This window comes from Nocardia glycosmidis (genome assembly GCF_052545115.1).
The window spans coordinates 1-25,866 of sequence record NZ_JBQWRH010000006.1 but is presented as its reverse complement, the minus strand read 5'-3'; the positions used below and the strand labels follow the sequence as shown (position 1 = coordinate 25,866).

Below are 25,866 nucleotides of genomic sequence, written 5' to 3'. Positions count from 1 at the left end.
CCCGGCGAACCGCGGCGGCGTGCTCCGTCCCGCTTGGCGCGGCGGCGAGAACGAGCGGGTTGGGCATTCGTCGCGCCCAATGTGGGAGCCGTCGCGGTCTTCTTGCTGTTTCCGTTGGGTTTTTCGCTCTATCTGAGTTTTCATTCGTGGGACTTGTTCAGCCCCATGCGGTTCGTCGGTGTGGATAATTATCGAAGGCTGTTCGCATCCGATCCGTTGTTTCTCATCGCGGTCCGCAATACGGCCGTTTTCACGGTGCTGACTTTGCTGCCCACGGTGGCGATCGGACTCGCGGTCGCCGCGTTGCTGAACCGAAAATTTGCCGGTATCGGGTTGTTTCGAACAATTGTGTTCCTGCCGCTGGTCGCCTCGGCAGTCGCTATGGCGGTGGTGTGGCGGTTCCTGTTCACCGATGACGGCCTGCTGAACACCACGCTCGGCTGGGTCGGCATCGACGCGGTGCCCTGGCTGACCGACCCGGACTGGGCGCTGGTGTCGCTGAGCATCGTCACCGTGTGGAAGAGCGTGCCGTTCGCGACGGTCATCCTGCTCGCCGCGATGCAGGGCGTCCCGGACACGCTCTACGAAGCCGCGAAGATCGACGGCGCCGGAGCGCTGCGACGGTTCTCCGCGATCACCGTGCCGCTGATCCGGGGGCCACTGTCGTTCGTTTTCATCATCACGATCATCAACTCGGTGCAGGCCTTCGACCAGGCCTACGCGCTGACCGGCGCTAATGGTGGTCCGGAGACAGGCACCTATCTGCTGGGGATCATGCTTTTCCAGAATGCCTTCGGTTTCTACGAGGTGGGCTACGCCTGCGCGCTCGCTTGGGTGATCTTCGCCATCCTGCTGCTGCTGACGCTGCTGCAACTGCGGATGGCGCGGCGGGCGGAAGTCGAGCAGTGAACGCCGTCGAGGCGGCGCGGCGCGCGCTACCGATGCGGCGTGGCGGCGCGATCGTCACGCGCGGCCGGGTCGAGCGGGCGATCGTTCGGCGCGTCGTCCGCGGGGCCGCAGTCTACGCCGGGCTGGTCGCCGTCGCGTGGTGTGCGCTGCTGCCGATCCTCTGGGCGGTGTCGGGGTCGCTGAAACGAGACGGTGAAATCGCTGATACCGCAGTACTTCCGCAGCGGCCGCAGTGGTCCAACTACGGAAAGGTCTTCGAGCTGCTGCCGATGGGGCGGATGCTGCTCAACACCACGGTCTACGCGCTGTGCGTCACCGCGGGACAGGTCTTCTTCTGCTCGCTGGCCGGTTACGCGTTCGCGCGCCTGCGGTTTCGTGGCCGCGACATGCTGTTTCTCGCCTACCTCGCGACGCTGATGGTGCCGCTGACCGTGACGGTGATCCCGCAGTTCCTGCTGATGCGCGCGTTCGGCTGGGTGGACACGCCGTGGGCCATGATCGTGCCCGGCCTCTTCGGCAGCGCCTTCGGCACCTATCTGATGCGCCAGTTCTTCCGCACGCTGCCGGCGGAACTGGAGGAGGCGGCCATCCTCGACGGCTGTACCACGTGGCAGGTCTACTGGCGGGTCCTGTTGCCGCACACTCGCCCGGCCCTCATGGTGCTCGCCGTGCTCACCTGGATCACCGTGTGGAACGATTTCCTGTGGCCGCTGGTCATGATTCAGCGCGAGGACGTCGCCACCGCGACACTGGGTCTGGTCCGGCTGCAAGGTCAATACCACACCCAGTGGCCGATCCTCATGGCCGCCGCGGTCGTCATTCTGCTTCCGCTGCTGGTGATCTACGCGATCGCCCAGCGCGCGTTCATCCGCGGCATCGCGATGTCCGGGCTCGGCGGGCGTTGAGGCTCTCGCCGGCACTCTGCCCGGCGCGGCCTACCGACGGACTTCGTCCGGCCGCGCCGTTACGCGCACAGTAGGTGCCGAAACTCCAGAGGTCGCCCTCTTCGCGCACGTAGCGGATCATAGCCTCGGCGGTCGACGCGGGTCGCGTGGCGCGTAGACTCTCTTCCTCGTGAGTCTCACCCTCGGAATCGTCGGCCTCCCCAACGTCGGAAAGTCGACGCTGTTCAACGCGTTGACCAAGAACGACGTGCTCGCCGCGAACTACCCGTTCGCGACCATCGAGCCCAACGTCGGCGTGGTCCCGCTGCCGGACCCGCGGTTGAACCAGCTCGCCGAGATCTTCGGCTCCGAACGCATCGTGCCGGCCACCGTGTCGTTCGTCGACATCGCGGGCATCGTGAAGGGCGCATCCGAGGGCGCGGGCCTGGGCAACAAGTTCCTCGCCAACATCCGCGAGGCCGACGCCATCTGCCAGGTGGTGCGCGTGTTCGCCGACGACGACGTGGTGCACGTCGACGGTCGTGTCGACCCCTCCGCCGACATCGAGGTGATCGAGACCGAACTCATCCTCGCCGACCTGCAGACCCTGGAGAAGGCGGTCGTCCGCCTGGAGAAGGAAGCCAAGGTCAAGAAGGATCGCAAACCGGTCGCCGATGCCGCGAAGGCCGCCCAGGAGATTCTCGACAGCGGCATCACCCTGTTCGCCGCCGCCGACAAGGTGGACACCGAACTGCTGAAAGAGCTCTCCCTGCTCACCACGAAACCCTTCCTCTACGTCTTCAACGCCGACGAATCGGTCCTCACCGACGAAGCGAAGGTCGCCGAGCTGAAAGCTGCTGTCGCCCCGGCCGATGCGGTCTTCCTCGACGCCAAGGTGGAAGCCGAACTCCTCGAACTCGACGACGAATCCGCCCTCGAACTCCTCGAATCCATCGGCCAAACCGAACCCGGCCTGCATGCCCTGGCCCGAGCGGGCTTCCACACCCTCGGCCTGCAGACCTACCTCACCGCAGGCCCGAAAGAGGCCCGCGCCTGGACCATCCATCAAGGCGACACCGCCCCGAAGGCGGCCGGAGTCATCCACACCGACTTCGAACGCGGCTTCATCAAAGCCGAAATCGTCGCCTTCGCCGACCTGGTGGACGCCGGCTCCATGGCAGCGGCCAAGGCTGCGGGCAAGGTCCGCATGGAGGGCAAGGACTACGTTATGACCGACGGCGACGTGGTCGAGTTCAGATTCAACGTATAGGAGCGGCTACGCAGAAGTGACCGAGTCGGGGGCGGTCGGCGGCCGACTCTACGGCAGGTGCGCGCGCTCGGTGTCGACATCGTGCTCGAGATAAGGGCCGCCTGCGTCAGGCTCGATGGCGCGGTTCTCTAGACCTGTCGGACGTGAAGCGAAACGATGCCCTGTTCGAGGCTGTCCGCACGCTGGGGTGGCTCCGTGATACCGCTTGCTATATAATCAGTCATATAGTTTCGAGAGGGGGTCATCATGGCAGTCACAAGTGTCGACCTGGATCCGCGGTTGATCGAGCGTGCCAGGGCACTCACGGGTGCGAGGTCGAACCGGGCCGTCCTCGACCTCGCATTGCGCCGACTCATCGCCTCGAAGCAGAAGGGCGCGATGATCGACGGTATCGCGGGACTGGCCGACCTCGATAACGAGCTCGGCGCGGCGGTGATCTCTCCGGGTGAGTCCGGGTCCGCGTGACCGACTACCTGGTCGACAATTCGGTCTGGGCAAGGCTGGCCACTGGAGACTCAGGTATCACCGCGCGACTGCGGCGCATCGAGCGGGCGCCGTCCGACCTGTTCGTCACCTGCCCGCCACAGGTGCTCGAGTTCTGCCACAGCGCCCGGACGCCCGAGGAGCACGCACACTATCGAGAACAGATCTCGCTCGGGTTCCCGCTCGAGCACGCGCCCGACGAATCGCTCGTGCTCGATATCCAGGCGGCACTGTGGAACGCGGGGCTCGTCCGTGCGGCTGGCTCACTCGATATCCTCATCGCTGGCTACGCCATCGTGAACGACGCGACCGTGCTTGCCGCGGACCGCGATTACGAGCACATCGCAAAGGTTTCCGACCTGCGGTGCGAGTACATCGCGCCTTCGCCGTGACACTGCTTCGTGCCACAACGCGGAGGTGTGCCGTAGTCGGACAACCTGATGATGAACCAGGTGGTCGGCGTACGTAGAGGTTCTGGCAGGATTCGACCCGTGGTCGAGTTCCGTTTTCAAACAACATCAGGTGGGAAGGCAGCGCAGAAGTGACAGGTCCGCATTGGGATCTCACGGCTCACGTGCGGGGTGCTCTGTGCGAAGCCCTAGTCGCTGAAGCGGTCTATCAACTTCACGCCGACACCGTTCTTCATTCGCCCCGACATCCAGGCTATGACGTCGAGACCAAGGCGGGTTGTCTCAGAGTCGATGCTAAGGCGGCGTCAGTTCTCGATGTCGACCTTGATGGAGGCGGCAATGTTGATGCGGTCGAATGGGATGCGGGCGGTCGAGCTGACGTAATCCATGAGACGGCAACGCATCTGGGCTTGGTCGTGCTTGAGAGTGAGTCGACGTTGATGAGACTCTTCGGTGACGCAGAGACCGTGCTGCGCGGGGACGTGGTTGCCCACGGGCGGGTTTTTCTGGTCCCCGGTGCCATCGCGCGGGACGAATCCCTGCCGATCTGGAGCGCGCGTCACGGACGTCCTAGCCGTGGCCGGTTTCGATACCTGCGGTTAGCGACAGTCGAGGCGCATGAAGTCGAGTTCCGAACCGGAATTACTCCTGATGGGAAGAAGTGAGCGACAACGTGACTGATGCCATCCCCAGCGACAACGAAGCCCCAGACGGTCGTCTTATCGACTTCATCTCGGGCAAGAGCATCCCGGCCAAGCCCGAGGAGTTGCTCGCTGTGCAGCCGTTTGCTCGTCAGCTCGTCGAGGATTACGGCTACCCAAAGGAGCACATCCGTACTCGGCCTCAGTGGCACGTCAAGGCCCGGCCATCTGATCGTGCGAAGACGTACCCGGTCGACATCGCTGTCTTTACCGGCGAGCAACACCGCGATGAGGACCTGTTCCTCGTCGTTGAGTGCAAGAAACCCGACCGACGTGATGGCCGAGACCAGCTGGAGGACTACCTGCGCCTGTCCCGTGCCTACCTGGGCGTGTGGACAAACGGCAACGAGCGCTTGTTCCTACGTAAGCGCGAGGCCGCTGGCAAGGTCACCTTCGAGGAAATCCCGAACATCCCCCGCTTCGGTCAGCGCGTGGAGGATGTCGGTCTGTTCAAGCGGGCCGACCTGCGCCCAACCCATAACCTTAAGGCCGTATTTCGGTCGATTCGCAACTACCTCGCAGCCAACGCGGTTGGCATGACCCGGGACGAGCCTCTCGCGCAGCAGATCATGAACCTGATCTTCTGCAAGATATATGACGAGCGGTTCACCAAGCGTACGGCGGTCGTAACCTTTCGCGCTGGAGTGGACGAGCCGTCGGCTGAGGTCGCGGTACGTGTGAAGAACTCCTTCAAGAAGGTAGTCAAGCAGTACTCGGACGTCTTCACCGCCAGCGACAAGATCGAGCTCGACGACAAGTCGATCGCCTATGTCGTCGGTGAACTCCAGCAGTACTGCCTCATCGAATGCGAGCGCGACGTCGTCGGCGATGCCTTCGAGACGTTCATCGGTCCGTCGCTCAAGGGCGGCCAGGGCCAGTTCTTCACCCCGCGCAACGTGACCCATTTGGTGCGCATGCTGGTTCAGCCCAAGGTCACAGACATGATCCTTGACCCTGCGTGCGGCTCCGGCGGCTTCCTTGTCGAGGCTCTGCGGGGGTTGTGGGACCGGGTTGACGAGCAGGCCGACGAACTCGACTGGCCCGACGTCGAGCGCGACTCCGAGAAGCAAAAGGTGGCGATCCGACAGCTGCGCGGGATCGACAAGGACGAGTTCCTCAGCAAGGTGGCCAAGGCGTACATGGCACTCCTCGGCGACGGCCGTGGCGGGGTGTTCTGCGAGAATTCGCTTCTGCCGATGGTCGAGTGGGAGCTGAAGGCTCGGCAGGAGGTCTCGGTCGGTGAGTTCGACATCATCATGACTAATCCGCCCTTCGGCCAGAAGCTCAAGGTCACCGAGCGCAGCACGCTGACCCAATACGACCTCGGGCAGAAATGGAAGAAGGTCAGGGGCTCATCTCAATACGAGATGACGGACAAGACTGCCGACTCTCAGACGCCCCAGATCCTATTCATCGAGAGGTGCCTGGAGCTGATGAAGGACGGGGGGCGCATGGGCATCGTGCTCCCCGAGTCGATGCTTTGCAACCCCTCACACCGCTACATCATGCAATACATCCTCAGCCGGGCGAAGATTCGCGCGGTCATCTCCGTTCACGAGAATCTTTTTCAGCCGCACACACACGCCAAGACCGCCGTCGTACTCCTGGAGAAAGGTGCCGAGACGGACGGTGAGTCGCACGAGGTATTCATGGCTGTCGCCCGTTGGTGCGGCCACGATTCGCGAGGCCACTCAATCCCCTTCGACGACTTGCCCAAAATCGCCGAGCGGTGGGAGAAGTACCAAGGCGGTGTGCAACTCGACTTCGATCATCTCGGCTTCGTCGTGGACTCCGCCGAGATTACTGACATGATTTACCTGCCAAAGTATTACAACCCCGAGGTGAAAGCTTCCGTCGATGCGCTCGCGGATACGCACGACCTTGTCCGGCTCGGCGATCTTGTCGCGGATGGTGTGATCGACGTGTCCACCGGTGACGAGGTTGGCAAGCTCGCATACGGAACCGGGTCAATCCCGTTCATCCGCACGAGTGACATCGCCAATTGGCAGATCAAGGGTGATCCTAAGCACGGTTTGAGCGAGGCCCTGTACGAGTATTACGCCGACAAGCAGAACGTGGCTCCCAACGACATTCTCATGGTTCGGGATGGCACCTACCTCGTCGGCACCTGCGCGATTGTCACCGACCTGGATTGGAAGATTGTTTATCAGAGCCACATCCTGAAGTTCAAGGTCCTCGACCAGGACCGAATGGACCCACACCTGCTGCTCGCTCTGCTGTCGTCACCCTTGGTGAAATCTCAGATATTCGCCAAACGGTTCACCCAGGACATTATCGACACTCTGGGCGGTCGCTGGGCCGAGCTGGTGCTACCTATCCCGAAAGACGCTAGGCGGCGCAAGGAGATTACCGATAGCGTCAAGAAAGCTATCTTCCTGCGTCGCGAAGCGTCGGAGTTGTCGTGGCAAGCCGTGCAGAAGGTCGCCCCACGCGCAGAGGGCGAGATTGCGCTTCTCGACGACGAGGCCGAGTACGGGTTCGGAATCCTCCACCAGTAGCACGGCGGAGCTGGGGGGAACTCTGATCAGCGCGCGAACGGGAGGCCGAGAGCTACGCCCTGTGCCGGTGCCGCTCAGACCTGAGTTGGCTCATGTTTTCTCCGGTGGTGGGTTCGGAGTTCGGCACTAACCGAATGAGCCAACTCAGGTGGGACATTCGACGGGCGCGGTCTCGGCCACCCGTTCGTGGGAGGTATTGGCCGGTATCTGAGCGCGGCGATTCGGGGTCTTTGCCGTCTTCCTGAATCTGTTTGCCCTGCGCCAGGCTCACCGGATAGCATGCATTCCGGTGTCCGGATTGCCGAATTTCGGCAATTGTTTTGTGGATATGACGGCGCCATCACCCGACATCGCTGACAATGACATCGCCGGGCTCAATGTCCGATTTGAAGCTTGGAACGATGAGGAGATCCCTGTGAAGAGCAGGAAGACGGGGTATGCGACTGCGATCGTGTCGTTCGCGGCACTATGTACGAGCATCGGATGCGCGAGTGCGGAACCCGCTCATGCGGCCTCGATTTCGCTTGTCGTACCAGACTCCCTCGGTGGTCGCGAGAAGATAGTTCGGCCCCCGAATGCGGTGGACCAGGCCGACCAGGCTGCCGAAATAGCACGCTTCCGAGCTGCGGTGCCGACCGCTGACACCATTATCGACGGCCTCTACAGGAAAGGCACCTCGCCCAGTGGGCTCATCTTGATGGCGGGCACCGCCCGGATAGAGGGAGATCTCGAGACCACATTGGACAGGCTCATCTACAGCACTCCCACGGACAAGTTGGGCGGAGTAGGAGGGGTGCTGACCCCAGACCTGAAGTTTGTGGATCTGGTGTCTGTGGCCCCAGGGCCGCTGGGTGGACTGGCCAAATGTGCTGGCCAGAACCGTAGGAACGATCCATACAATCGAAACTACCCAGTTGCCGTGTGCGTCTGGGCAGATCGGGGCAGCGTGGGCTCGGTGATCTGGCCGACCGCTTCGGTGGAGGTCGCTGGAGGTGAGTTCGCCGCGATCCGAGGCCAGGTTGAACAGGTTAGCTGAGTTATTCAGCTGATTGAACGCTCCCCTGGACCTGACCACTCAACGATGTGGCTGATTCTGGTGGCGTACGGTGAACCACCTTCGGCATAACAGTGCGTTCAGGCGAGGGTCGTGAACAGCTCATCTGTGTGTCACGGTTCAATTTCAGTCGATAGGTCGGACGTGTGGTGCCCGGAAGAGCTCACAGAAATTGGATCCGCTGTGTGCGAGCGTGTTGCAGCAACTGGTAGCTTCGCGGCATGACTGTTTCGCAGGCTGGACACACGGATGCGTTGTGGGCTGTCCCGCGGGTCGAGTTCCGTTTCAATATATAGGAGCGGCTACGAAGTAGCGCGTCATGTGACTCGCTGCTGGTAGAGGCTCTGCTGAACCCACATCCGTTGGGGGCTCGGTCGTTTCGCCGGCGCCGAGGGCCGGTTCTGTGAGCGCGACCTGCACCGCGTCGATCCGCAGACGCGCCGCCCCGACCGGCCAGTACCGTGGACGGTCGGCACCGGCGCGGTCGGGGTTGCGCAGCTGCGGGCCACCGCTATCGAGGAGGGCCGGGACCTGTTTTCGATGAGCGGCATCCTGGCCGACAGCTCCTATCGTCTGCTGCAGGCCTGACCGGCTGGCCTCATTTCAGGTGCCGGGCGAAGAACCGGTTCCCGTCGTCTCCCTCGAACTGTGGAACGCCGGTATGCCCGCCGATATTGGCGTGCAGCGTCTTCTCCTTGGAACCGAACGCGTCGAACAGGTCCAGGGCCCGTTGCCGGTCGTTTCCTTCGTCGTCCCACTGCAGCAGGACCTGCAGCGGAATGGTGACCTGCCGTGCCTCGTCGAACATGCTGCGGGGCACGAAACTCCCGGCGAACAGAAGGGCGGCCGAGATGCGTGGCTCGACCACCGCCAGCCGGACGCCGATGGCGATCACCCCGCCCGAGTACCCCACCGGGCCGCCGATCTCGGGCAGCGCAAGCAGGGCGTCCAGGGCGGCCCGCCATTCCGGGACCGCCTTGTCGACCAGCGGGAGCACGAGCCGGTCGATGATCTCTTCGTCGACCGGCTCACCGGCCTGCAGCGCCCGGCGCAGGTCGGCGCGGGCCTGCTCGGCGGCGGCGGAACGGGGCCGGTCACCGCTGCCCGGGAGCTCGATGGTGGCCGCGGCGTAGCCCTCCGCCGCGCTGGCCCGGGCCCGGGCCACCAGTCGCGGGTACATGTTCCGCAGTCCGCCGGGGTGGCCGACCAGGATCAGCGGCGCCGGTGCGGACGCGGATCCCGGCGTCCACAGGATGCCAGGGATCTCGCCGAGGGTGAATTCGCGCTCGAGGACGCCGTCGTCGAGGCGCTGTTCAGAAGTGAATTGCATCGTGGTGCCTTTCGGGAGTGCTCTTGAACGGCGCTCCCGGACGACTATCGCCCGACCGTGACCCCAGAGGGGAGCACCCATGTCGATACTGCGTTCACGGGTACCACCTCCTCGTTGTCTCACACGGCCTCCCGAAAGCTAGCAGTGGTAGCCGTGGTCGGCCAACTGGTTTTTGTGGTGGGTTCGTGGCCGGATATCACGGAGCCACTTGCTTGAAATCAGGCTTCAGGCTCCAAGGCTCGCCGCGCAGACGGTCACGCCCTGAACCCGGCATGAGCTGAGGTGGTGGGCACCCGAGCGGGCGGGTTGCTGGGAACCTGCTGTCAATCGGCGCAGAGTTCCAGCAGAGTGCATTTACGCCCGTTGTTATTCCTCTTGTGCGGCTGTACTTTTCGGTTATCCGCTGGATTGTCGAAAGGGTCGACCATGCTTCTCAGTCTCATCCTCGCAGGACTATGCGCTACTGGTAGTGCCGCCGCCGGAATCCTCGGCACCGCAGCTGCCCTGGCGGGCAATATCTGAATCACCCGGCGCCAACTGTCCGGTACTCGGTGAGCCGGTCGTCGCCGCGCCGAGACGGTCGTTGCGCGATAGGGTAGCGGCACGGTTTCCGGCCCCCGGTGATCGTTGTTCAGTCGAGGGAGTCCGGAGCGGATGGATCGCCGGAACACGGGGATCGGCCGGCGCAGTCTGCTGTTGGCGGCCGGAGCCTCGATCGCACTTACCGCGATGGCCCAGCCGACGCAGGCGGAGACGATCAGGCCGATGGTGTCCATCGGCCCCGAGGAGCCCGGGAGGCGGGCCGACCTCGCGGAACAGGCGATCGTGCAGCGGCACGTGCGCACGCTCTGGGGCCAGCCGCAGACCCGGCTGGGCACACTCGCCTGGCCTGCGTCCTTGCTGGACCAGTCGTTCATGCGCTGGTGCTATTGGTGGCAAGCCCACCTGCTGGACTGCGCGGTCGACGCCGCATACCGCGCCCGCACCCCTGAACGCATAGACCAGGTGGTCGCCCTCGCACGCGGTATTCGGACGCGCAATATCACCGGCTGGACCAACCGGTACTACGACGATATGTCGTGGCTGGTGCTGGCGCTCGAACGCGCCGACCGGCTGCTCAGTGTCCAGCTCGGCGACGCTGTCGGCGAACTGCGGGCCGGCTTGATCGAGGGCTGGAACCCGGTCGTCGGTGCGGTGCCCTGGCGGTCCGGCGACGATTTCTACAACACCCCCGCGATCGGTCCGACCGGTATCGCTATGGCGCGTTTGGGTGAGCTGTCCCGCGCCGGACAACTTGCCGATTTCCTGTACACCCGATTGCACGACACCGACAGCGGCCTGATTCTCGACGGTGTCCATGAGCCCGGCGGACGAGTAGAGCGGACCGTCCACACCTACTGCCAGGGCGTGGCTATCGGGCTGGAAACCGAGCTGGCGCTGCGTACCGGTGAATCGGGCCATCACAGGCGCGCGGCAGCCCTCATCGCCGCAGTGCGGGACAAGCTCACAAACGCAGGAGTGATTGCCGCGGCCTCCGGGGACGATTCCGGGCTCTTCATGGGAATCCTCGCCAGATATCTCGCGGAGGCCGCACTGGCCTTGGGCGACACCACCGCAGCGGATATCGTGCACGCTTCCGCGCGGGCGGCCTGGGAACACCGCGCCGAGGTGGACCGGCTACCGCTGTTCGGTATGGACTGGACCCGCCCGGTCACGGTGCCGGCGAATCTGGAAACCTTTCCCCAGCTGGCGCACTCGTCCGCCGCTTCGGCGGCGAACCTGAGCCGCGATCTCTCGGTACAGCTGAGCGGGTGGATGCTGCTCGAAGCGGACTACCAGCTCACCGCCGCGGGACGCTGAGCCAACGGTGGCCGGAGTACGCAGGCGAGTCAATCTGTCCAGGGATTGATCACTGCTATGCCGATATCGGTGAAATCTTTGACGTTTCGGGTCGCGATCGGGCACTCCTGTGCCGCGCAGATCGCCGCGATTTGTGCGTCCGCGTAACCGATAGGGCGGCCGATGCGGCGGCGCTCGACCACGATACGGCCGTATATGCGCGCCGCCTGAAAATCGTAGGACTCGATTTCGGCGCCGAATTCGCTGAATACGTCTTCGGCCAGTGCGCCCAGCCCGGCTTTGCGGTGCCCGTCCGGCAGGTTCTCGATGCCTGCCCAGATCTCGCCTACGGTGACTGTCGTGAGCGTCACCTCGGAGGAGTTCTCCAACCATTCGATCACCCGAGGATCGGGGGTGGGCTTGAACAACTCCGACACGACGTTCGTATCGGCGATGATCACAGCTGCGCCGCTCCGGCCTCCGCCTGCTCGGGAATGTCCAGTTCCGCAGCATACGGACGGCTGCGGTCGTACAGCTCACGCAGCAGGCGTTTGGGCCGGACCGCCGCGGCGAGAATCGCCCGTGCCTCGGCTTCCATGCTCCGACCGTGCGCAGCGGCCCGGCGGCGCAAACGTTCTTTGACATCGCTGTCGAGGTCGCGGATGGTGATACTCGCCATGCAATCAATGCTATCACTGACTGCATCACGCAGCGACGGTCTATCGTCGGCGAAGCAAACCCGTGGAATCGGCTTGGTGGCTGGTGCCACAGCTCAGCAGCTGGCGTGGGAGATGGCAATTCAGTCATAGAGGCATCTGCCGGGATGGCTCCAGAACTCGTCGGCCGTACGAAATAGGTGGGTACTCAACCGCGTTGGGGTAGTGGTCCGGCCACGAACGCACCCCTGTCCGAAGGCACTCGGGTCGAACGGTTTTCGATAACGGGTTATCTTTTCGGTCGCGGCCGAGGCGGTTGTCGCGTTCGACGACTGTCGACGGCCCGAGCTGCTCTGGCGCACTGCGTCTGGAACACTCGATCATCGGAAAGGTTCTTTGCTGATGCTCCGTCGTTTCACGACCCAAGCGCCCGCCGCGGCGCAGCCTGTGGATGATCTGGTGGCCGGCGCCCTGCCGGACCGGGTGCAGATCGCGCATGAGCGGTTGGCGCACCAGGACGATCCGGCGCTGCTGGAAGCGCTGTCGGAACGAGAGCTCGGCGCTGCACGCGAGCTGGCCGAGCTCGTGCGTGACTATGAACGCCATGAGCAGCGGGCGCGTATCCAGGCGGCGGCTGATGCCGCGGAGCGGGTGCGGCGCACGGCGGCCGAGTTGGCCGAACGCGAGGCCGCGGATCTGCTGCGGGCCGCGCAGGCGATCGGGGAGCAGCGGCACAGCAGCAGCCCGCATGCGAAAGTCGCTCGCCTGCATCAGCGCAAACCGCGTGTGCTGGGGTTGCTCGCCGGTGTGGTGGCGTTTTCGATGCTGTTCTCCGCAGTCACGGTGCAGCAGAACATCGCACCCACCGGCGGCGTGAGCAATCCGATGTTCTGGTTGTCATACGGACTGGAAGCACTGATCAGCGCGGTGCTCGTCGCCCTGATGCTGTCCACCGGCGATACCTCCGAGTGGGGTGTGATCGACCGGCTGTGGCAGGTCTACACCGTCGAGGGCGTCCTGCTGACAGCGAGTATCGCGCTGAATACGTTCCCGTACTTCAGGACCGGGGACATGGCGGGCATCGGAATCCATATGATCGCGCCGATCATGATCGGCGTCGCGCTCGTCACCCACCGGCTCATCGCCGAGCGATACGGGCGGGCGATAGAGCAAGCGACCGCGGCCGTGCCCGACCACGAAGATCTCCAAGAGCGGCTGGCGGCGCTCACTCGAGTCGGCGGAGCCGCGAACCAGATCTTGCCGAGCATCCTCGCCTCGCCGCCCACATCCGCTCGCCGCGTCAGCGAACACCCTGCCGGTACTACCGAGCCGGCCGACGCTCCGGCGGACCCGACCCTCCCGGTGCAGCCGCCCGCCGACGCCGCTGAGGACGAACGGAGCACCGCGCAGCCGTCCACCGCGCAGGCCCCCTCTGCCACCGATCCCACCGCCACAGCGCCCGAGCAGGCGCTGACCGAGCTGTGGCTGGCCACTACTCCGCTCCCGGTTATCGAGCGGCTCCCCGCAGCGGACTCGGGCGGTTCGCAAGCCGATGCCGCCGACGGTACCGATGACGCCGAACTGAACGCGCGGTTGGCGGCGGCCGTGCGACAAACCCTCCACCGCATCCGGATCAGCGAGCAGGCGGAGCCCGCGCGCGTCGAACACCCGGCGGGCCCGGAATCTGTTGAACGCCCGGCGGGTCCGGAATCTGTTGAACGCCCGGCGGGTCCGGAATCTGTCGAACGCCCGGCGGGCCCGGAATCTGTCGAACACCCGGCGGGCCCGGAATCTGTCGAACGCCCGGCGGGCCCGGAATCTGTTGAACGCCAGCCGGATCTGGTGTCTGTCGAGCGCCCGGCGGAGCTCGTACCGGTCGAGCACCCCAGGGGTGCCGTGCCTGTTGAGCATCAGGTGGCGTTCGCCGCCGCTGTTCCGCCGAAGCTGTCCTCCCCTGATTCCCCGGCGACGGTAGACGAGCAAGCCGCGGAGACGGAGACGCCCGAGAAAAATACTGACTCGATCGAGCGAGGGGAATGGCAGCCGATGCCCACACGCGAGGCCGAGGACCGCGGATCGAGCGAGAGTGACAACCACCTCGCCTCACAGGACACACAGATCGCGGCCGGACCGATCGCGGACGAGACCGGTAATGCCTTCGCCGCGACCGCAACGCAGGTGGCCGATGCCCCACAGCTCACTGCCCGGTAACTCGGGCTCAGAGCGTTCGCGCTAGCCGCGGATTGCTGAAGCCGGTCGTGAACCCGAGCACGCTACCGGTGGACGGCGGCAACGGCCGCGATACCAAGGGACCGGTTTGCGGCCGCAACCAGGTCAGCGGACGGGGCCGAATGTCGGGACGAAACCACCGAGCTGAGCTGTGCTCGTGGTGCTGATGCGGACAGCACCACGGCAGTGTTCAGCGCACCGGCGATTGTCAATTTATTTTCCGGCATGTCTCCTCGCGCTGCTCGAGGTCGACCCGGTCGCCGAATGCACGTAGCGTCGAATTCGTGAAAGTTCCCGCACACCTGCCCACGACGGTGGGCGAGCTGCGCTCGGCCGGATATCTGCCGCGTGGCGTGAAGACCGAGATCCGCGAGAATCTGCTGGCGCTGTTGGGTTCCGGCGGCGAGCCGTGGCCCGGCATCGTCGGCTTCGACCGGACCGTTGTGCCGCAGTTGGAACGCGCGTTGCTCGCGGGGCACGACGTCGTGCTGCTGGGGGAGCGCGGTCAGGGCAAAACCCGGCTGCTGCGTACGCTGGTCGGCCTGCTCGACGAGTGGACACCGGTGATCGCGGGCGCCGAACTCGGCGAGCATCCGCTCGACCCGATCAGCCCGCAAGGGCACCGGCTCGCGGCCGAGGCGGGCGACGACCTGCCCGTCGCCTGGCGGCATCGCTCGCAGCGCTATGCGGAGAAGCTCGCGACACCGGACACGTCGGTCGGGGACCTGATCGGTGATGTCGACCCGGTCAAAGTGGCCGAGGGGCGCAGTCTCGGCGATCCGGAGACCATCCATTTCGGCCTCGTGCCGCGTGCCCATCGCGGCATCGTCGCGATCAACGAGCTGCCCGACCTGGCCGAACGCATCCAGGTCGCGCTGCTGAACGTGATGGAGGAACGCGATATCCAGGTCCGCGGCTACACTCTGCGGCTGCCGCTGGACGTGCTGCTGGTCGCGACCGCCAACCCGGAGGACTACACCAACCGCGGCCGGATCATCACGCCGCTGAAGGACCGGTTCGGCGCGGAGATCCGCACCCACTACCCGCTCAGCGTCGAGGCCGAGGTGGCCCTGGTACGCCAAGAAGCCGACCTGGTGGCGGAGGTCGGCGATCCGCTGATCGAGGTGCTGGCCAGGTTCGTGCGGCAACTGCGCGAGTCGTCCGCGATCGACCAGCGCTCCGGGGTGTCGGCGCGATTCGCGGTCGCCGCGGCCGAAACGGTGGCCGCCGCCGCGCTGCGCAGGTCCGCGGTGACCGGCGAGCGTCCCGCCGTCGCCCGTCCGGTCGACCTGGAATCCGTGCCCGCGGTGTTGCGCGGCAAGCTGGAGTTCGAGTCCGGCGAGGAAGGACGCGAGCAGGAACATCTCCTTCACCTGCTGCGGCGCTCGTTCTCCGAGACCGCGCGGGCGTTGCTCGGTGGACTGAACTTGCGGCCATTGGCCGAGGCGGTCGGCGACGGTCACCTGGTCACGACCGGCGAACGCGTGCCCGGTGCGGAAGTATTGTCCGCGCTACCCGAGCTACCGGTCCTGCACGAGGTCGCCGGTCGGCTCGGCGTCGACGCCGCTGATCCGCCGCCGCGCATCGCCTCGGCCGTCGAGTTCGCCTTGGAGGCCCTCTATCTGGCGCGCCAGATCGCGAAGGACTCCGACGACGGCATGGCGGTGTACGGCCGATGAACGCTCTGCGCGAGGCGTCGTGACGTCCCCCGATCGCTACTCCTATGGGCCCTATCACGACGGGCCCGACCCGCTGGCGCCTCCGCTCGACCTGCGGGAGGCGCTGGACCGGATCGGACACGAGGTGATGGCGGGTGGCTCGGCGCATGGCGCATTGCAGGAGCTGTTGCGGCGCGGCACCGGCACCACTCCCGGACTGGAGGAGCTGACCCGCCGGGTGTGGCAGCGGCGTTCGGAGATCTCCCGGCGGCACCGGCTGGACGGCACGTTGCACGAGGTCCGCGAACTGCTGGACGAGGCGCTGGAGGCCGAGCGGGGCGCTCTGTTCCCCGATCCGTCCGATGCCGCCAGGTTCGCCGAAGCGCAGCTCGACGCGCTGCCGTCGAGCACGGCCGCCGCGGTCAACGAGCTCGCCGGCTACGACTGGAGATCCGAAACCGGTCGGGAGAACTACCAGAAGATCCGCGACCTGCTCGGCCGGGAGCTGCTGGAATCCCGCTTCCAGGGCATGAAGCAGGCGCTACGCAGCGCTACGCCGGAGGACGTCGAACGGGTCAGACGAATGATGTCCGACCTGAACGACCTGCTCGCAGCGCATGCCCAGGGTGCGAACACCGAGCGGCAGTTCGCCGAATTCATGGCCGCGCACGGCGAGTTCTTCCCCGAGAACCCACACGACACCGAGGAACTGATCGACGCGCTCGCCGCTCGCGCCGCCGCCGCGCAACGCATGATGAACTCGATGTCCGACCAGCAGCGGGCCGAGCTGAGCGAACTGATCGGCCAGGCGTTCGGCGACCCGCGGATCGCCCAGCAGGTCGCCGCGCTGGACGCGAATCTGCGGGCACTGCGCCCGGGCGAGGACTGGGCTTCCGGACAGCGGTTCCGCGGCGAGGATCCGTTGGGGCTCGGCGCGGGCACGCAGGCCCTGCAGGACCTCGCCGAACTGGACGCCCTCGCCGAGCAGCTCGCCCAGTCCTACCCCGGTGCCAGGTTGGAGGACATCGACATGGACGCCCTGGCCCGGCACCTCGGCGAAGACACGAGCGTGGCTGCGGCTCGGCTGGCCGAGCTGGAGCGGGAACTGCGCAGGCAGGGCCTGTTCGAACGCGCGCAAGACAGCTCGCTTCGATTGACGCCCAAGGCGTTACGCCGCCTCGGTACGGTCGCCCTGCGCGATGTCGTCGGTCGGTTGCGGTCTCGGCGTGGCGAGCGGGATACGGCCCTGGCCGGTGCGGCGGGCGAGCCGACCGGGGCGGCACGCGCGTGGCAGTTCGGCGACACCGAGCCGTGGGATGTATCGAGGACCGTGCGCAACGCGGTGCTGCGATCGGCGTCGACGGGCAGTCGGCATGTCGCGCTGGATGTTTCCGACGTCGAGATCATGGAAACCGAGCAGCGGTCCAGGGCAGCCGTGGCGTTGTGCGTCGACACGTCCTGGTCGATGGTGCAGGACGGCCGATGGGTGCCGATGAAGCGGACCGCCCTCGCCCTGCACCACCTGATCGGCACCCGGTTCCGGTCCGACGCGATGAGCGTGATCACGTTCGGCCGGTATGCCACGACAGTCGGCATCGGTGAACTGACCGAGCTGGAAGGTGTGTGGGAGCAAGGCACCAATCTGCACCACGCACTGCTGCTCGCCGCGGCGCACCTGCGCAAGCATCCGGACGCGGTGCCGGTCGTGCTCGTCGTCACCGATGGCGAGCCCACCGCCCATTTGGAGCCGAACGGCGAGGCGTACTTCAACTGGCCGCCCGAGTCGCGCACCTTGTCCGTGACGATGGCCCAGGTCGACGCGCTGGCCCGGCTGGGCGCTGCGCTGACGGTGTTCATGCTCGGCGACAACCCGCGACTGGCCGCGTTCGTCGACTCGATGGCCCGCCGCAGCGGCGGCCGCGTCGTGGCGCCCGACCTGGACGGTTTGGGCGCCGCTGTGGTCAGCGACTACTTACGCGGCAGACGCGGCTGAACGATGCGGCTTATTCTGCTGCGTGAACGGGTGCCGATCGGGGGTTGTCCCAGCCTGGTGGGCGCGGCCACGCCTGGTTGAATCGCGAGATGAGCCTGCCGATTCGGTCCGGGTCGGCGTCGGGCCGAGACCGTGACGCGGGCGTGGCCGGTTTCAGGTGGTTGTCACGAACGCTCTCGATCCGCCCAGCGAGACATCGGATGAAAGAAGCAGCGCCGATAGCCTTACGATGGAGACGACGGTGCCCGGCAGCGCCGTCGCCGGTCCCCGCCCTGCTTCCCCCTCATCGGCAGGACGGGGATTTCGGGCAGCAGCCGCGCGTGCGGTGGTAACGAACGATCGGTCGCGTACCGTGTCGGTTGTCCATCGAGAGGTGAGGGTTCGGAACTACTGATGCCGCCGACCGACGAACCGCCCACTGCGCCGGCCTGGATCGACTATGCCGAGTTCGGCGAGCGTTTCGTCACGCACGCGGTGACCGCGGCCCGGATCGAATCCGCCATCTCCGGCATGGCCGGCCGCGGGCTGACCATCGGCCCGGTGTCGATCGGCCCGGCTGGGCTCGCCGGTTTCGTCGCCGAAGGCAAGATCGGCACTCCGCACGTCGAGCACAGCGGCCCAGGTGTGACGTTCGAGGTCACCGTTCCGGTGTCGTTGACGCTGAAGGTGCTGCTGGGTGGCCGCAAGCTCCGGTTGCAGGCCAGGGTCGAGATCGATCTGACACTGCGCGCCCGCACCGCCGAGCCCGTGCTCATCGTCATCGATATCCCGCCGATCACCCAGCGCGACATCAGCTTTGTCTTGCGCGCCCAGGCGGTGGAGTCGGCTTGGGAGTGGCTGTTGGGCCCGATCGCGGGAGTGGTCCAGCGCGATGTCGCTGCCCGGGTGAACGCCATGCTCGCCGATCCGCAGACCCGCCGACGTCTGGTATTCGACGTCGACGCGATGGTCGCGGGCACCCGATCGAAGCATCGGGACCGCGCCGAGTTCGAGTGGATCGGCTACGACGAGTTCGGCTACCGGTTCTTCGCCCACATCGTGACTCGCCAGCGCGTGTTCGACGTGGTCGAACGGTTGGCCGGCCGGCCGATCGAGATCGGTCCAGTGCGGACCGGACCGCGGCGTGCCGCGACGGTGACGGTCCGCGGAGCGGTGCGGATTCCGCGCCTGGCCGACCGAGCGGCCGAACCGGTCGCGTTCGATCTCACGCTGCCGGTGCGCCTGGATATCACCGTTGCTGTTCTCAAAGCCAATCACTATCGTGCTGACGTCGAAGTTCCGTTGGTGCTCAGCGCCAGAGCGGCCGACCCGTTGCTGGTGGTGATCGACGTGTCGCCGCCCCACCCGGCCGAGATTCGCGTGGAGTTCACCGCGCACGGCGCTCGCGCGGCGGCGCTCGGTGTAATCGCGGGGATCAAGAAGCAAGTCGTGACGCGGGTTGTCGCGGTGGTCCGCAAGGAACTGGCTGATCCGGCGATGCGCACGATCGACGTTGCCGCGCGCATCGACAGCATCGCCTGACCACGTTGCCGGTACACGACGAATCGGGCGTGTGACCAGTGTGAAATATGTGCCGCCTGGGTCTAGCGGTTCCCTTGTGAATGTGGTGAAATGAGTACACGTTCGAGGCTCCCGGCGCGCGATGGATAGGGGAAGGCGCGCCGGGCACGCTGCCATCCATGTCGGGTTGCGCGAAGGAGTCCACGATGCGTTCCGATTCGGTTTCCCGGCGTGACCTGTTCGCTTACGCGGCCGCGGCGGCCGTGGTCGGCATGACCGCCGGCGCGGCTCGGGCATCGGCCCGTCCTGCGCTCGGCACCCTGATCGATTACGCGGGCGGTGTTCCCTCAGCCGCGGCGATCAAGGAGGCGGGGCACCTCGGCGTGATTCGTTATGTCTCCGATCGCAGACCCGGCGCCGAGTGGATGGTGGGCAAGCCGCTGCGAGTCGCCGAAGTCGAGCAACTGCACGAGGCGGGCCTGCACATCGTTTCGTGCTACCAGTTCGGCAAGGGGCCGACCGCGGACTGGCGCGGCGGCTGGGAGGCGGGCAAGCGGCACGCCGAGCGCGGACTGGCGCTGCATCGCACCGCCGGCGGCCCGGATCACGCGCCGATTTACGCGTCCATCGACGACAATCCCTCCGCAGTCGACTTCGCCACCATGATCGCGCCGTATCTGCTGGGCTGGCAGGCTGTGCTCGGCACGGAGCGGACCGGCATGTACGCGAACGCGCCCACCATCGAGCTGGCTACCGCCGCGGGGCTGTGTTCCTGGTACTGGCAGCACGATTGGGGCACGCCGGACGGTTTCGTGCATCCCGCCGCACACCTGCACCAGTTCGAAATCGACAAGCGGTCGGTCGAGGGCGTGGGCGTAGATCTCAACAATGCGCTCGAGCCGCAGTACGGGCAATGGTGAGGTGGCGCGGCGCCGCCACTACGTCTGGCAGTGGCTCGAGGGCACGACACGCAAGTCGGGCTCGTCGTCCGGGACGACTCGTAGCGATGGACGGGTGTCCGGCGCCTCATGGTCGCCCAGCCAGGAGAACAGCGACCACCGGGACAGACCGGAGAACGCCGAACCGAGGCTGACGAACGAGAACGACGAGATCGCCGACCCGAACGACCCCACCGACCCGATCGACAGCACCGAGCCGACGCTGCCGATCGACAGGACCGAATAGGCCGAGCCGATCGACAGGATCGAACCTTCGGAGCGAATCGACAGGATCGACCGGTGCGAGCGTCTGCTCCGGATCGAATGAGCCGGGTGTGTCGAAAGATCGATGGTCCCCATAGCTAGCGGTCTACCACAGTCCTGGCGGACCTATGCGTCATCGCGGCAGATTCCTACAGGATCTGGGCGACCGCTCGGCATGAATGTGTGCGGCGACCGATGGAGCCGCCGCCCTCGGCCGGACCTCAGGGGACGGTGAAGAAACCGAGCGTCGGCAGGAACGAGCAGGTCCGTGGCTCGGCGTCAGCGGCCTTGGTGGTCAGCGAGCCGCCGACGACGGCGACGACGCGGCCGGAACCGGTGCTGGCGATGGCCGACAGTGTCGCGGGGCCGTCCGGGTTGATCTTGGCCTCATCCGTCAGCGGCAGTACGGCGGACTGGCGGGTGTCGAGGTTCAGCCACTGCACGGTCATCGGCGGGTTCTGTACCGGCGTCGGCGACTTGGTGCCGAGCGCGGTGAACACGAATCCGGTCTGACCGGCCTTCGGGCCGGGCGGCGGGAGGGTCGCCGGGCCCGGCACGGCCAGCGCGGTGCCGACCGAGTCGGCGCCCGGGCCGATGCAGTCCTTGCCGACTGTCGGGTACAGGAACTGTGCGATGACCGGACCGTCCTTCGGCACCTCGGGGCCACCGCCGCCGCTGCCGTCCAGGAAGGTGATGATCCGCTCGAGTGTCGCCTTGATCTGCGGCGGCAGATCCAGCGTGGCGAGCAGCTTGCGCGCCTGGTCCAGAATCGCCGACTGGGGTCCGGCGACACCCACGGGGCCGGCGATATCCGCCGGGCCGGCGATGGCCCCGACGATGGCGGGAGCCAGTGCGGCCAGTGCGTCCACCGGAACGCCCTCGGGGACCATCGGAACGCTGTGCGTAGTCGCCTCGGGTGCAGGCGCGGGGGCCGCGACTGCTGTCGTCGGTGCGGCGAGCGTGGCACTCGCCGCGATGGCGAGTGCGGACAATGCGATCCGCGATCCTCGGGTCCGAAGCACTGGTCTGGCCGTCCTTACCTCAGCGGTACAACTCGGTTCGAGGCTAAAAGCCGTCGTTTCGGGGGTCACTCTAGGGACATCGTGGCTGTGTGTACAGCCGGTCGTCAGCATGGCGCGGTGGGCGTTCAGGTAGCTGACGATAGTGCGCCGTGGTGTTGCTGGTGTGAAATCCGGTGCGAATGTTACCAGTGGTTCGAGGTTGGCATCGGCTGGATTCGCGCTGCGGCTAATCTAATCCGTGCCGTCCGCGCTGTCGTCGGAACACTCCGAAGCCCGGACGTATCGAACCGACACCGCACTCGAGCCGAAAGCAGCGATTTGAATCGTCACCTCCGATGGGCTGTGTCGGTGCTCGGTCTTTCCCTGCTCGCGCGGTTGCTCTGGATGTTGCTGTCTGCGAACGGCATGAACCTCGTCGACCTGCACGTCTACGTCGACGGGTCGGCCGCACTGCTGACCGATCAGCTCTACGACTTCACCTACGCGGAAAAGACGCCGGACTTTCCGCTGCCCTTCACGTATCCACCGTTCGCGGCACTGGTGTTCTTCCCTTTGCACTATCTGCCGTTCCCCGTCGTCGCGGTGGCTTGGCTGCTGGCGATCGCCGCGGCACTGTATGCGGTGGTGCACATCAGCTTCGAGTTCATGCTCGGTGCGCAGACGCTACGCGCGCCACGGTGGCGGGCCGCGACGGTGGGCTGGACGGCGGTCGGGCTGTGGCTGGAGCCGGTGCGCACCACGATCGACTACGGCCAGGTCAACGTATTCCTGGTGCTCGGCGCGATGCTCGCGGTGCGCAGTTCACGGTGGTGGGTCTCGGGCGGGCTGGTCGGCATCGTCGCCGGCATCAAACTGACCCCCGCGATCACGGGTCTGTATTTCGTCGCGCGCCGGCGGTGGGCGACCGTGGCGTGGTCGGCACTGGTATTCGGCGCGACGGTGGGCCTGAGCTTCTTGATCGCGCCGATCGAGGCGCGGCAGTACTTCGGCACCTTGCTGGGTGACGCCGATCGGATCGGTCCGGTGGGTTCGGTGTGGAATCAGTCAGTGCGCGGCGCGCTGAGCCGAATCCTCGGACACGACGTGCAATTAGGTCCGTGGTGGATCGGGGCCGTGCTGCTGGTCGCGGTGCTGGGATTGCTGGCCTGGCGCGCGCTCGAGCCGGACGACCGGCTCGGCACGCTGATCATGGTGCAGCTGTTCGGGCTGATGATCTCGCCGATCTCGTGGTCGCACCACTGGGTGTGGCTGTTGTCGACGGTGCTGTGGTTGGTCTACGGGCCGTTGCGTTCCGCGCCCGGCGCGCGCGTGCTCGCGGGATTCTGGGTGCTGACCATGCTCGTCGGTGTGCCGTGGGTGCTGTCCTTCTTCCAGGGTTCGATCTGGACCATCTCCCGCCCCGGCGTGCTGGCCTGGCTCGGCGCCGTCGACGCACTCGGCGTCGTGGTGTTCTACCTGTGGGTGATCCGGTCCGGGCGCCGCCACACGCGGTCAGGTCCGGACGAGGCAGCCAGGGAGGCCGCAACCAGCTCCACCGGCAGCACCGCGGATCGAACACGACGAATCAAGCGCACAACCGATCGATCTGGTGCGCCAGCGCGACGTCCAGCGCGGTGAGTCCGCCGGCGGAGTGGGTGGACAGTGTGAAGGTGACATTGCGCCAACGAATGTCGATGTCCGGATGATGGTCGGCGGCCTCGGCGGCCTCGGCGACCTGGCACACGAGTTCGATGCCCGCGGGAAACGTGGCCGCCTTGACCGTGCGGACCAGGCTGTCCCCTGATCGAGCCCACTCGGGCAGCTCGGTGAGGGCTTCGGCGATTTCGATATCGGAGAGCAGTGTCTGCTGCGCCATACCTCGTACTCCTCGCATCGGGCCGCCCCGGAAGGGTCGCGGCGCTGGTCAGGCTGCGCGGGCCTGCTTGAGTGCCTTCTTCAGATCCTTGCCGCAGATTCCCGCGGCTTCACACTTCTTCATCCGCATGATCACGACGGGGCACTTCAAGCAGCGCGTCTTCTTCCGACAGCACTTCTTCTTCGGCTTCAGGCTCGATACCTGTTTAGCTTTTACCTTGCCCACGGCGGTTAGCATACCCTTAGTACAAAGCCTGAAACGTTGTGGGAAGCAGGGTGCCGGTAGGGTGTACCTGGCCGCGATGCCCGGTGAATTTCGATTCTCCACCTGTTAGCAGGGGTCGGCCGAGCACCAACACCTAACAGCAGGAGGATTCAGGCGTGTCGTCTGCACGCGATTTTCGCAACGTCGCCATCGTGGCCCACGTCGACCACGGCAAGACGACGCTGGTCGACGCCATGCTGCGCCAGTCCGGCGCCTTCGCCGAGCGGGCCGAGCCCGTCGATCGGGTGATGGATTCCGGCGACCTGGAGCGCGAGAAGGGCATCACCATTCTCGCCAAGAACACGGCGGTGCACCGCCACCACCCGGATGGTTCGGTCACCGTGATCAACGTGATCGACACTCCCGGCCACGCCGACTTCGGCGGTGAGGTCGAGCGCGGCCTGTCCATGGTGGACGGCGTGGTGTTGCTGGTCGACGCGTCCGAGGGGCCGTTGCCGCAGACCCGCTTCGTGCTGCGCAAGGCGCTTGCCGCGTCGTTGCCGGTGATCCTGGTGGTGAACAAGACCGACCGCCCCGATGCCCGCATCGAGGAGGTCGTCGAGGAGAGCCACGATCTGCTGCTCGATCTGGCCTCCGATCTGGACGACGCGGCCGCCGAGGCCGCCGAGCTCGCGCTGGACCTGCCGGTGCTGTACGCCTCCGGCCGGGAAGGCAAGGCGTCCAAGGAGCGTCCGGAAAACGGGAACGCGCCGGACGCGGAGAACCTCGACGCGCTGTTCGACGTGCTGATGGAGAACATTCCCGCCCCCAAGGGCGATTCGTCCGCACCGTTGCAGGCGCACGTCACCAACCTGGACGCCTCGGCGTTCCTCGGCCGCCTCGCGCTGGTCCGCGTGCACAACGGCGAGCTGCGTAAGGGGCAGAGCGTCGCGTGGATGCATGCCGACGGCGTGAAGCAGGTGAAGATCACCGAACTGTTGCAGACGGTCGGTGTGGAGCGCCAGCCCGGCGAGGTCGCGGTGGCGGGCGACATCGTCGCGATCGCGGGCATCCCGGACATCATGATCGGTGACACCCTCGCCGACCTCGACGATCCGGTCGCGCTGCCACGCATCACCGTCGACGAGCCCGCCATCTCGGTCACCATCGGCACCAACACCTCGCCGCTGGTCGGCCGGGTGCAGGGACACAAGCTGACCGCCCGGATGGTGAAGGCGCGGCTGGACCAGGAACTGGTCGGCAACGTGTCGCTGCGCGTGCTGGACATCGGCCGCCCGGATGCCTGGGAGGTGCAGGGCCGCGGTGAGCTGGCACTGGCCATCCTGGTGGAGACCATGCGCCGCGAAGGCTTCGAGCTGACTGTCGGCAAGCCGCAGGTGGTCACCAAGCAGGTCGACGGCAAGGTGCACGAGCCGTACGAAGAGCTGACCATCGACTGCCCCGACGAGTACCTCGGCGCCATCACCCAGCTACTGGCCGCCCGCAAGGGCAAGATGGTGCAGATGAACAACCACGCCGCGGGCTGGGTGCGGATGGAATTCATCGTCCCCTCGCGCGGGCTGATCGGCTTCCGCACGGACTTCCTCACCGAGACCCGCGGCACCGGCATCGCCAACGCGGTGTCGCACGGCTACGCGCCGTGGGCGGGGGAGATCCGGGCCCGGCACACCGGCTCGCTGGTGTCCGACCGGTCGGGCTCGGTGACGCCGTTCGCCATGATCCAGCTGGCCGATCGCGGCCAGTTCTTCGTCGAGCCCGGCGCGGACACCTACGAGGGTCATATCGTCGGTATCAACCCGCGGGCGGAAGACCTGGACATCAATGTCACCCGCGAGAAGAAGCTGACCAATATGCGCAGCTCGACCGCCGATGTGATCGAAACCCTGGCCAAGCCTTTGCCGCTGGATCTGGAAGGCGCGATGGAGTTCTGCGCCGCCGACGAGTGCGTGGAGGTCACGCCGGAGATCGTTCGGGTACGCAAGCTCGTGCTCGGGCAGAACGAGCGGGCGCGGGAGTTGTCCCGGCGCAAGGCGAGAGACCGCGCCGCGCTGTAATCGTTGCCGTGCGGGGCGATCCGGCGTCGTGGCGGCGCCGGCTCGCTCGGCCGGGTCTCGTGCACGACTCCGG

General features: G+C 66.0%; 23 protein-coding genes. 15 read left to right on the top strand and 8 right to left on the bottom strand.

The features are described 5' to 3' along the window. Positions 1 to 33 precede the first annotated feature (33 nt). The 5 genes from ACT86A_RS09500 to ACT86A_RS09480 all read left to right on the top strand — a co-directional run bounded on the left by ACT86A_RS09500 (position 34) and on the right by ACT86A_RS09480 (position 3,938). Entirely contained in the window at positions 34 to 909 is an 876-nt protein-coding gene (locus ACT86A_RS09500; RefSeq protein ID WP_445091873.1) for a carbohydrate ABC transporter permease, read from the top strand. Positions 910 to 941: 32 nt separating this feature from the next. Continuing rightward, positions 942 to 1,814 carry a carbohydrate ABC transporter permease gene (locus tag ACT86A_RS09495; protein WP_445091872.1) on the top strand — a complete coding sequence of 291 codons (873 nt, stop codon included), beginning with the start codon at positions 942 to 944 and terminating at the stop codon, positions 1,812 to 1,814. A gap of 169 nt (positions 1,815 to 1,983) precedes the next feature. Beyond that, positions 1,984 to 3,063, top strand: a complete 1,080-nt coding sequence (gene ychF, locus ACT86A_RS09490; RefSeq protein ID WP_445091662.1) for a redox-regulated ATPase YchF — start codon at positions 1,984 to 1,986, stop codon at positions 3,061 to 3,063. Positions 3,064 to 3,309: 246 nt separating this feature from the next. Continuing rightward, positions 3,310 to 3,528: a type II toxin-antitoxin system VapB family antitoxin gene (locus tag ACT86A_RS09485; protein ID WP_445091661.1), complete on the top strand. Its 219-nt coding sequence runs from the start codon at positions 3,310 to 3,312 to the stop codon at positions 3,526 to 3,528. Further along, entirely contained in the window at positions 3,525 to 3,938 is a 414-nt protein-coding gene (locus tag ACT86A_RS09480; RefSeq protein ID WP_445091660.1) for a PIN domain-containing protein, read from the top strand. The genes ACT86A_RS09485 and ACT86A_RS09480 overlap by 4 nt, the downstream gene beginning before the upstream one ends. A 323-nt stretch (positions 3,939 to 4,261) precedes the next feature. Here the strand turns inward: ACT86A_RS09480 and ACT86A_RS09475 are convergent, their stop codons facing one another. Then, a complete protein-coding gene (locus ACT86A_RS09475; protein WP_445091659.1) occupies positions 4,262 to 4,450 on the bottom strand; it encodes a hypothetical protein in 189 nt (62 codons plus the stop codon). Positions 4,451 to 4,617: 167 nt separating this feature from the next. On the opposite strand from ACT86A_RS09475, the gene ACT86A_RS09470 reads away from it, so the two are divergent. Together ACT86A_RS09470 and ACT86A_RS09465 are read left to right on the top strand one after the other, a co-directional pair. Then, on the top strand, positions 4,618 to 7,176 hold the full coding sequence (locus ACT86A_RS09470; protein ID WP_445091658.1) for an N-6 DNA methylase: 2,559 nt from the start codon (positions 4,618 to 4,620) through the stop codon (positions 7,174 to 7,176). A 289-nt stretch (positions 7,177 to 7,465) separates the two neighbouring features. Continuing rightward, positions 7,466 to 8,212 (top strand): hypothetical protein, encoded by a 747-nt coding sequence (locus ACT86A_RS09465; RefSeq protein ID WP_445091657.1) that lies wholly within the window; start codon positions 7,466 to 7,468, stop codon positions 8,210 to 8,212. Positions 8,213 to 8,828: 616 nt separating this feature from the next. Here the strand turns inward: ACT86A_RS09465 and ACT86A_RS09460 are convergent. Further along, positions 8,829 to 9,560, bottom strand: coding sequence for an alpha/beta hydrolase (locus ACT86A_RS09460; protein WP_445091656.1), 732 nt, complete (start codon positions 9,558 to 9,560; stop codon positions 8,829 to 8,831). A 654-nt stretch (positions 9,561 to 10,214) separates the two neighbouring features. On the opposite strand from ACT86A_RS09460, the gene ACT86A_RS09455 reads away from it, so the two are divergent. Then, positions 10,215 to 11,420 carry a glycoside hydrolase family 76 protein gene (locus ACT86A_RS09455; protein WP_445091655.1) on the top strand — a complete coding sequence of 402 codons (1,206 nt, stop codon included), beginning with the start codon at positions 10,215 to 10,217 and terminating at the stop codon, positions 11,418 to 11,420. 29 nt (positions 11,421 to 11,449) lie between these two features. On the opposite strand, the gene ACT86A_RS09450 is transcribed toward ACT86A_RS09455, so the two are convergent. Together ACT86A_RS09450 and ACT86A_RS09445 are read right to left on the bottom strand one after the other, a co-directional pair. Further along, the gene (locus tag ACT86A_RS09450) at positions 11,450 to 11,860 is read right to left on the bottom strand and encodes a type II toxin-antitoxin system VapC family toxin (protein WP_445091654.1); all 411 of its coding nucleotides are present in this window, start codon (positions 11,858 to 11,860) and stop codon (positions 11,450 to 11,452) included. Then, entirely contained in the window at positions 11,857 to 12,078 is a 222-nt protein-coding gene (locus ACT86A_RS09445) for a FitA-like ribbon-helix-helix domain-containing protein (RefSeq protein WP_445091653.1), read from the bottom strand. Before ACT86A_RS09445 ends, ACT86A_RS09450 begins: the two co-directional genes overlap by 4 nt. A gap of 379 nt (positions 12,079 to 12,457) precedes the next feature. Between ACT86A_RS09445 and ACT86A_RS09440 the strand changes: the two genes are divergently transcribed. The 5 genes from ACT86A_RS09440 (at position 12,458) to ACT86A_RS09420 (ending at position 20,355) form a co-directional block, all read left to right on the top strand. Further along, the gene (locus ACT86A_RS09440) at positions 12,458 to 14,266 is read left to right on the top strand and encodes a hypothetical protein (protein WP_445091652.1); all 1,809 of its coding nucleotides are present in this window, start codon (positions 12,458 to 12,460) and stop codon (positions 14,264 to 14,266) included. A 302-nt stretch (positions 14,267 to 14,568) separates the two neighbouring features. Continuing rightward, the gene (locus ACT86A_RS09435) at positions 14,569 to 15,963 is read left to right on the top strand and encodes an ATP-binding protein (RefSeq protein ID WP_445091651.1); all 1,395 of its coding nucleotides are present in this window, start codon (positions 14,569 to 14,571) and stop codon (positions 15,961 to 15,963) included. Between the two features lie 19 nt (positions 15,964 to 15,982). Continuing rightward, positions 15,983 to 17,935 (top strand): hypothetical protein, encoded by a 1,953-nt coding sequence (locus ACT86A_RS09430; protein ID WP_445091650.1) that lies wholly within the window; start codon positions 15,983 to 15,985, stop codon positions 17,933 to 17,935. Positions 17,936 to 18,328: 393 nt separating this feature from the next. Beyond that, positions 18,329 to 19,456, top strand: a complete 1,128-nt coding sequence (locus ACT86A_RS09425; RefSeq protein ID WP_445091649.1) for a hypothetical protein — start codon at positions 18,329 to 18,331, stop codon at positions 19,454 to 19,456. Between the two features lie 185 nt (positions 19,457 to 19,641). After that, a complete protein-coding gene (locus tag ACT86A_RS09420; RefSeq protein WP_445091648.1) occupies positions 19,642 to 20,355 on the top strand; it encodes a DUF1906 domain-containing protein in 714 nt (237 codons plus the stop codon). An 18-nt stretch (positions 20,356 to 20,373) separates the two neighbouring features. On the opposite strand, the gene ACT86A_RS09415 is transcribed toward ACT86A_RS09420, so the two are convergent. Together ACT86A_RS09415 and ACT86A_RS09410 are read right to left on the bottom strand one after the other, a co-directional pair. Next, on the bottom strand, positions 20,374 to 20,733 hold the full coding sequence (locus ACT86A_RS09415; protein WP_445091647.1) for a hypothetical protein: 360 nt from the start codon (positions 20,731 to 20,733) through the stop codon (positions 20,374 to 20,376). A 125-nt stretch (positions 20,734 to 20,858) separates the two neighbouring features. Next, on the bottom strand, positions 20,859 to 21,659 hold the full coding sequence (locus ACT86A_RS09410; RefSeq protein WP_445091646.1) for an Rv1157c family protein: 801 nt from the start codon (positions 21,657 to 21,659) through the stop codon (positions 20,859 to 20,861). 318 nt (positions 21,660 to 21,977) lie between these two features. Between ACT86A_RS09410 and ACT86A_RS09405 the strand changes: the two genes are divergently transcribed. Beyond that, positions 21,978 to 23,276, top strand: coding sequence for a mannosyltransferase (locus tag ACT86A_RS09405; protein WP_445091645.1), 1,299 nt, complete (start codon positions 21,978 to 21,980; stop codon positions 23,274 to 23,276). On the opposite strand, the gene ACT86A_RS09400 is transcribed toward ACT86A_RS09405, so the two are convergent. After that, positions 23,224 to 23,514: a 4a-hydroxytetrahydrobiopterin dehydratase gene (locus ACT86A_RS09400; protein ID WP_445091644.1), complete on the bottom strand. Its 291-nt coding sequence runs from the start codon at positions 23,512 to 23,514 to the stop codon at positions 23,224 to 23,226. The genes ACT86A_RS09405 and ACT86A_RS09400 overlap by 53 nt on opposite strands. A gap of 48 nt (positions 23,515 to 23,562) precedes the next feature. Next, positions 23,563 to 23,739 carry a hypothetical protein gene (locus ACT86A_RS09395; RefSeq protein WP_445091643.1) on the bottom strand — a complete coding sequence of 59 codons (177 nt, stop codon included), beginning with the start codon at positions 23,737 to 23,739 and terminating at the stop codon, positions 23,563 to 23,565. Between the two features lie 155 nt (positions 23,740 to 23,894). Between ACT86A_RS09395 and typA the strand changes: the two genes are divergently transcribed. Next, positions 23,895 to 25,793: a translational GTPase TypA gene (gene typA / locus ACT86A_RS09390; protein WP_445091642.1), complete on the top strand. Its 1,899-nt coding sequence runs from the start codon at positions 23,895 to 23,897 to the stop codon at positions 25,791 to 25,793. The last annotated feature ends 73 nt before the right edge of the window (positions 25,794 to 25,866 follow it).

Coding starts and splice junctions, on each gene's coding strand:
- ACT86A_RS09495 (WP_445091872.1), top strand. CDS start 942: ATGCGGCGTGGCGGCGCGATCGTCACGCGCGGCCGGGTCGAGCGGGCG.
- ACT86A_RS09485 (WP_445091661.1), top strand. CDS start 3,310: ATGGCAGTCACAAGTGTCGACCTGGATCCGCGGTTGATCGAGCGTGCC.
- ACT86A_RS09460 (WP_445091656.1), bottom strand. CDS start 9,560: ATGCAATTCACTTCTGAACAGCGCCTCGACGACGGCGTCCTCGAGCGC.
- ACT86A_RS09455 (WP_445091655.1), top strand. CDS start 10,215: ATGGATCGCCGGAACACGGGGATCGGCCGGCGCAGTCTGCTGTTGGCG.
- ACT86A_RS09445 (WP_445091653.1), bottom strand. CDS start 12,078: ATGGCGAGTATCACCATCCGCGACCTCGACAGCGATGTCAAAGAACGT.
- ACT86A_RS09440 (WP_445091652.1), top strand. CDS start 12,458: ATGCTCCGTCGTTTCACGACCCAAGCGCCCGCCGCGGCGCAGCCTGTG.
- ACT86A_RS09425 (WP_445091649.1), top strand. CDS start 18,329: ATGCCGCCGACCGACGAACCGCCCACTGCGCCGGCCTGGATCGACTAT.
- ACT86A_RS09420 (WP_445091648.1), top strand. CDS start 19,642: ATGCGTTCCGATTCGGTTTCCCGGCGTGACCTGTTCGCTTACGCGGCC.
- ACT86A_RS09415 (WP_445091647.1), bottom strand. CDS start 20,733: ATGGGGACCATCGATCTTTCGACACACCCGGCTCATTCGATCCGGAGC.
- ACT86A_RS09400 (WP_445091644.1), bottom strand. CDS start 23,514: ATGGCGCAGCAGACACTGCTCTCCGATATCGAAATCGCCGAAGCCCTC.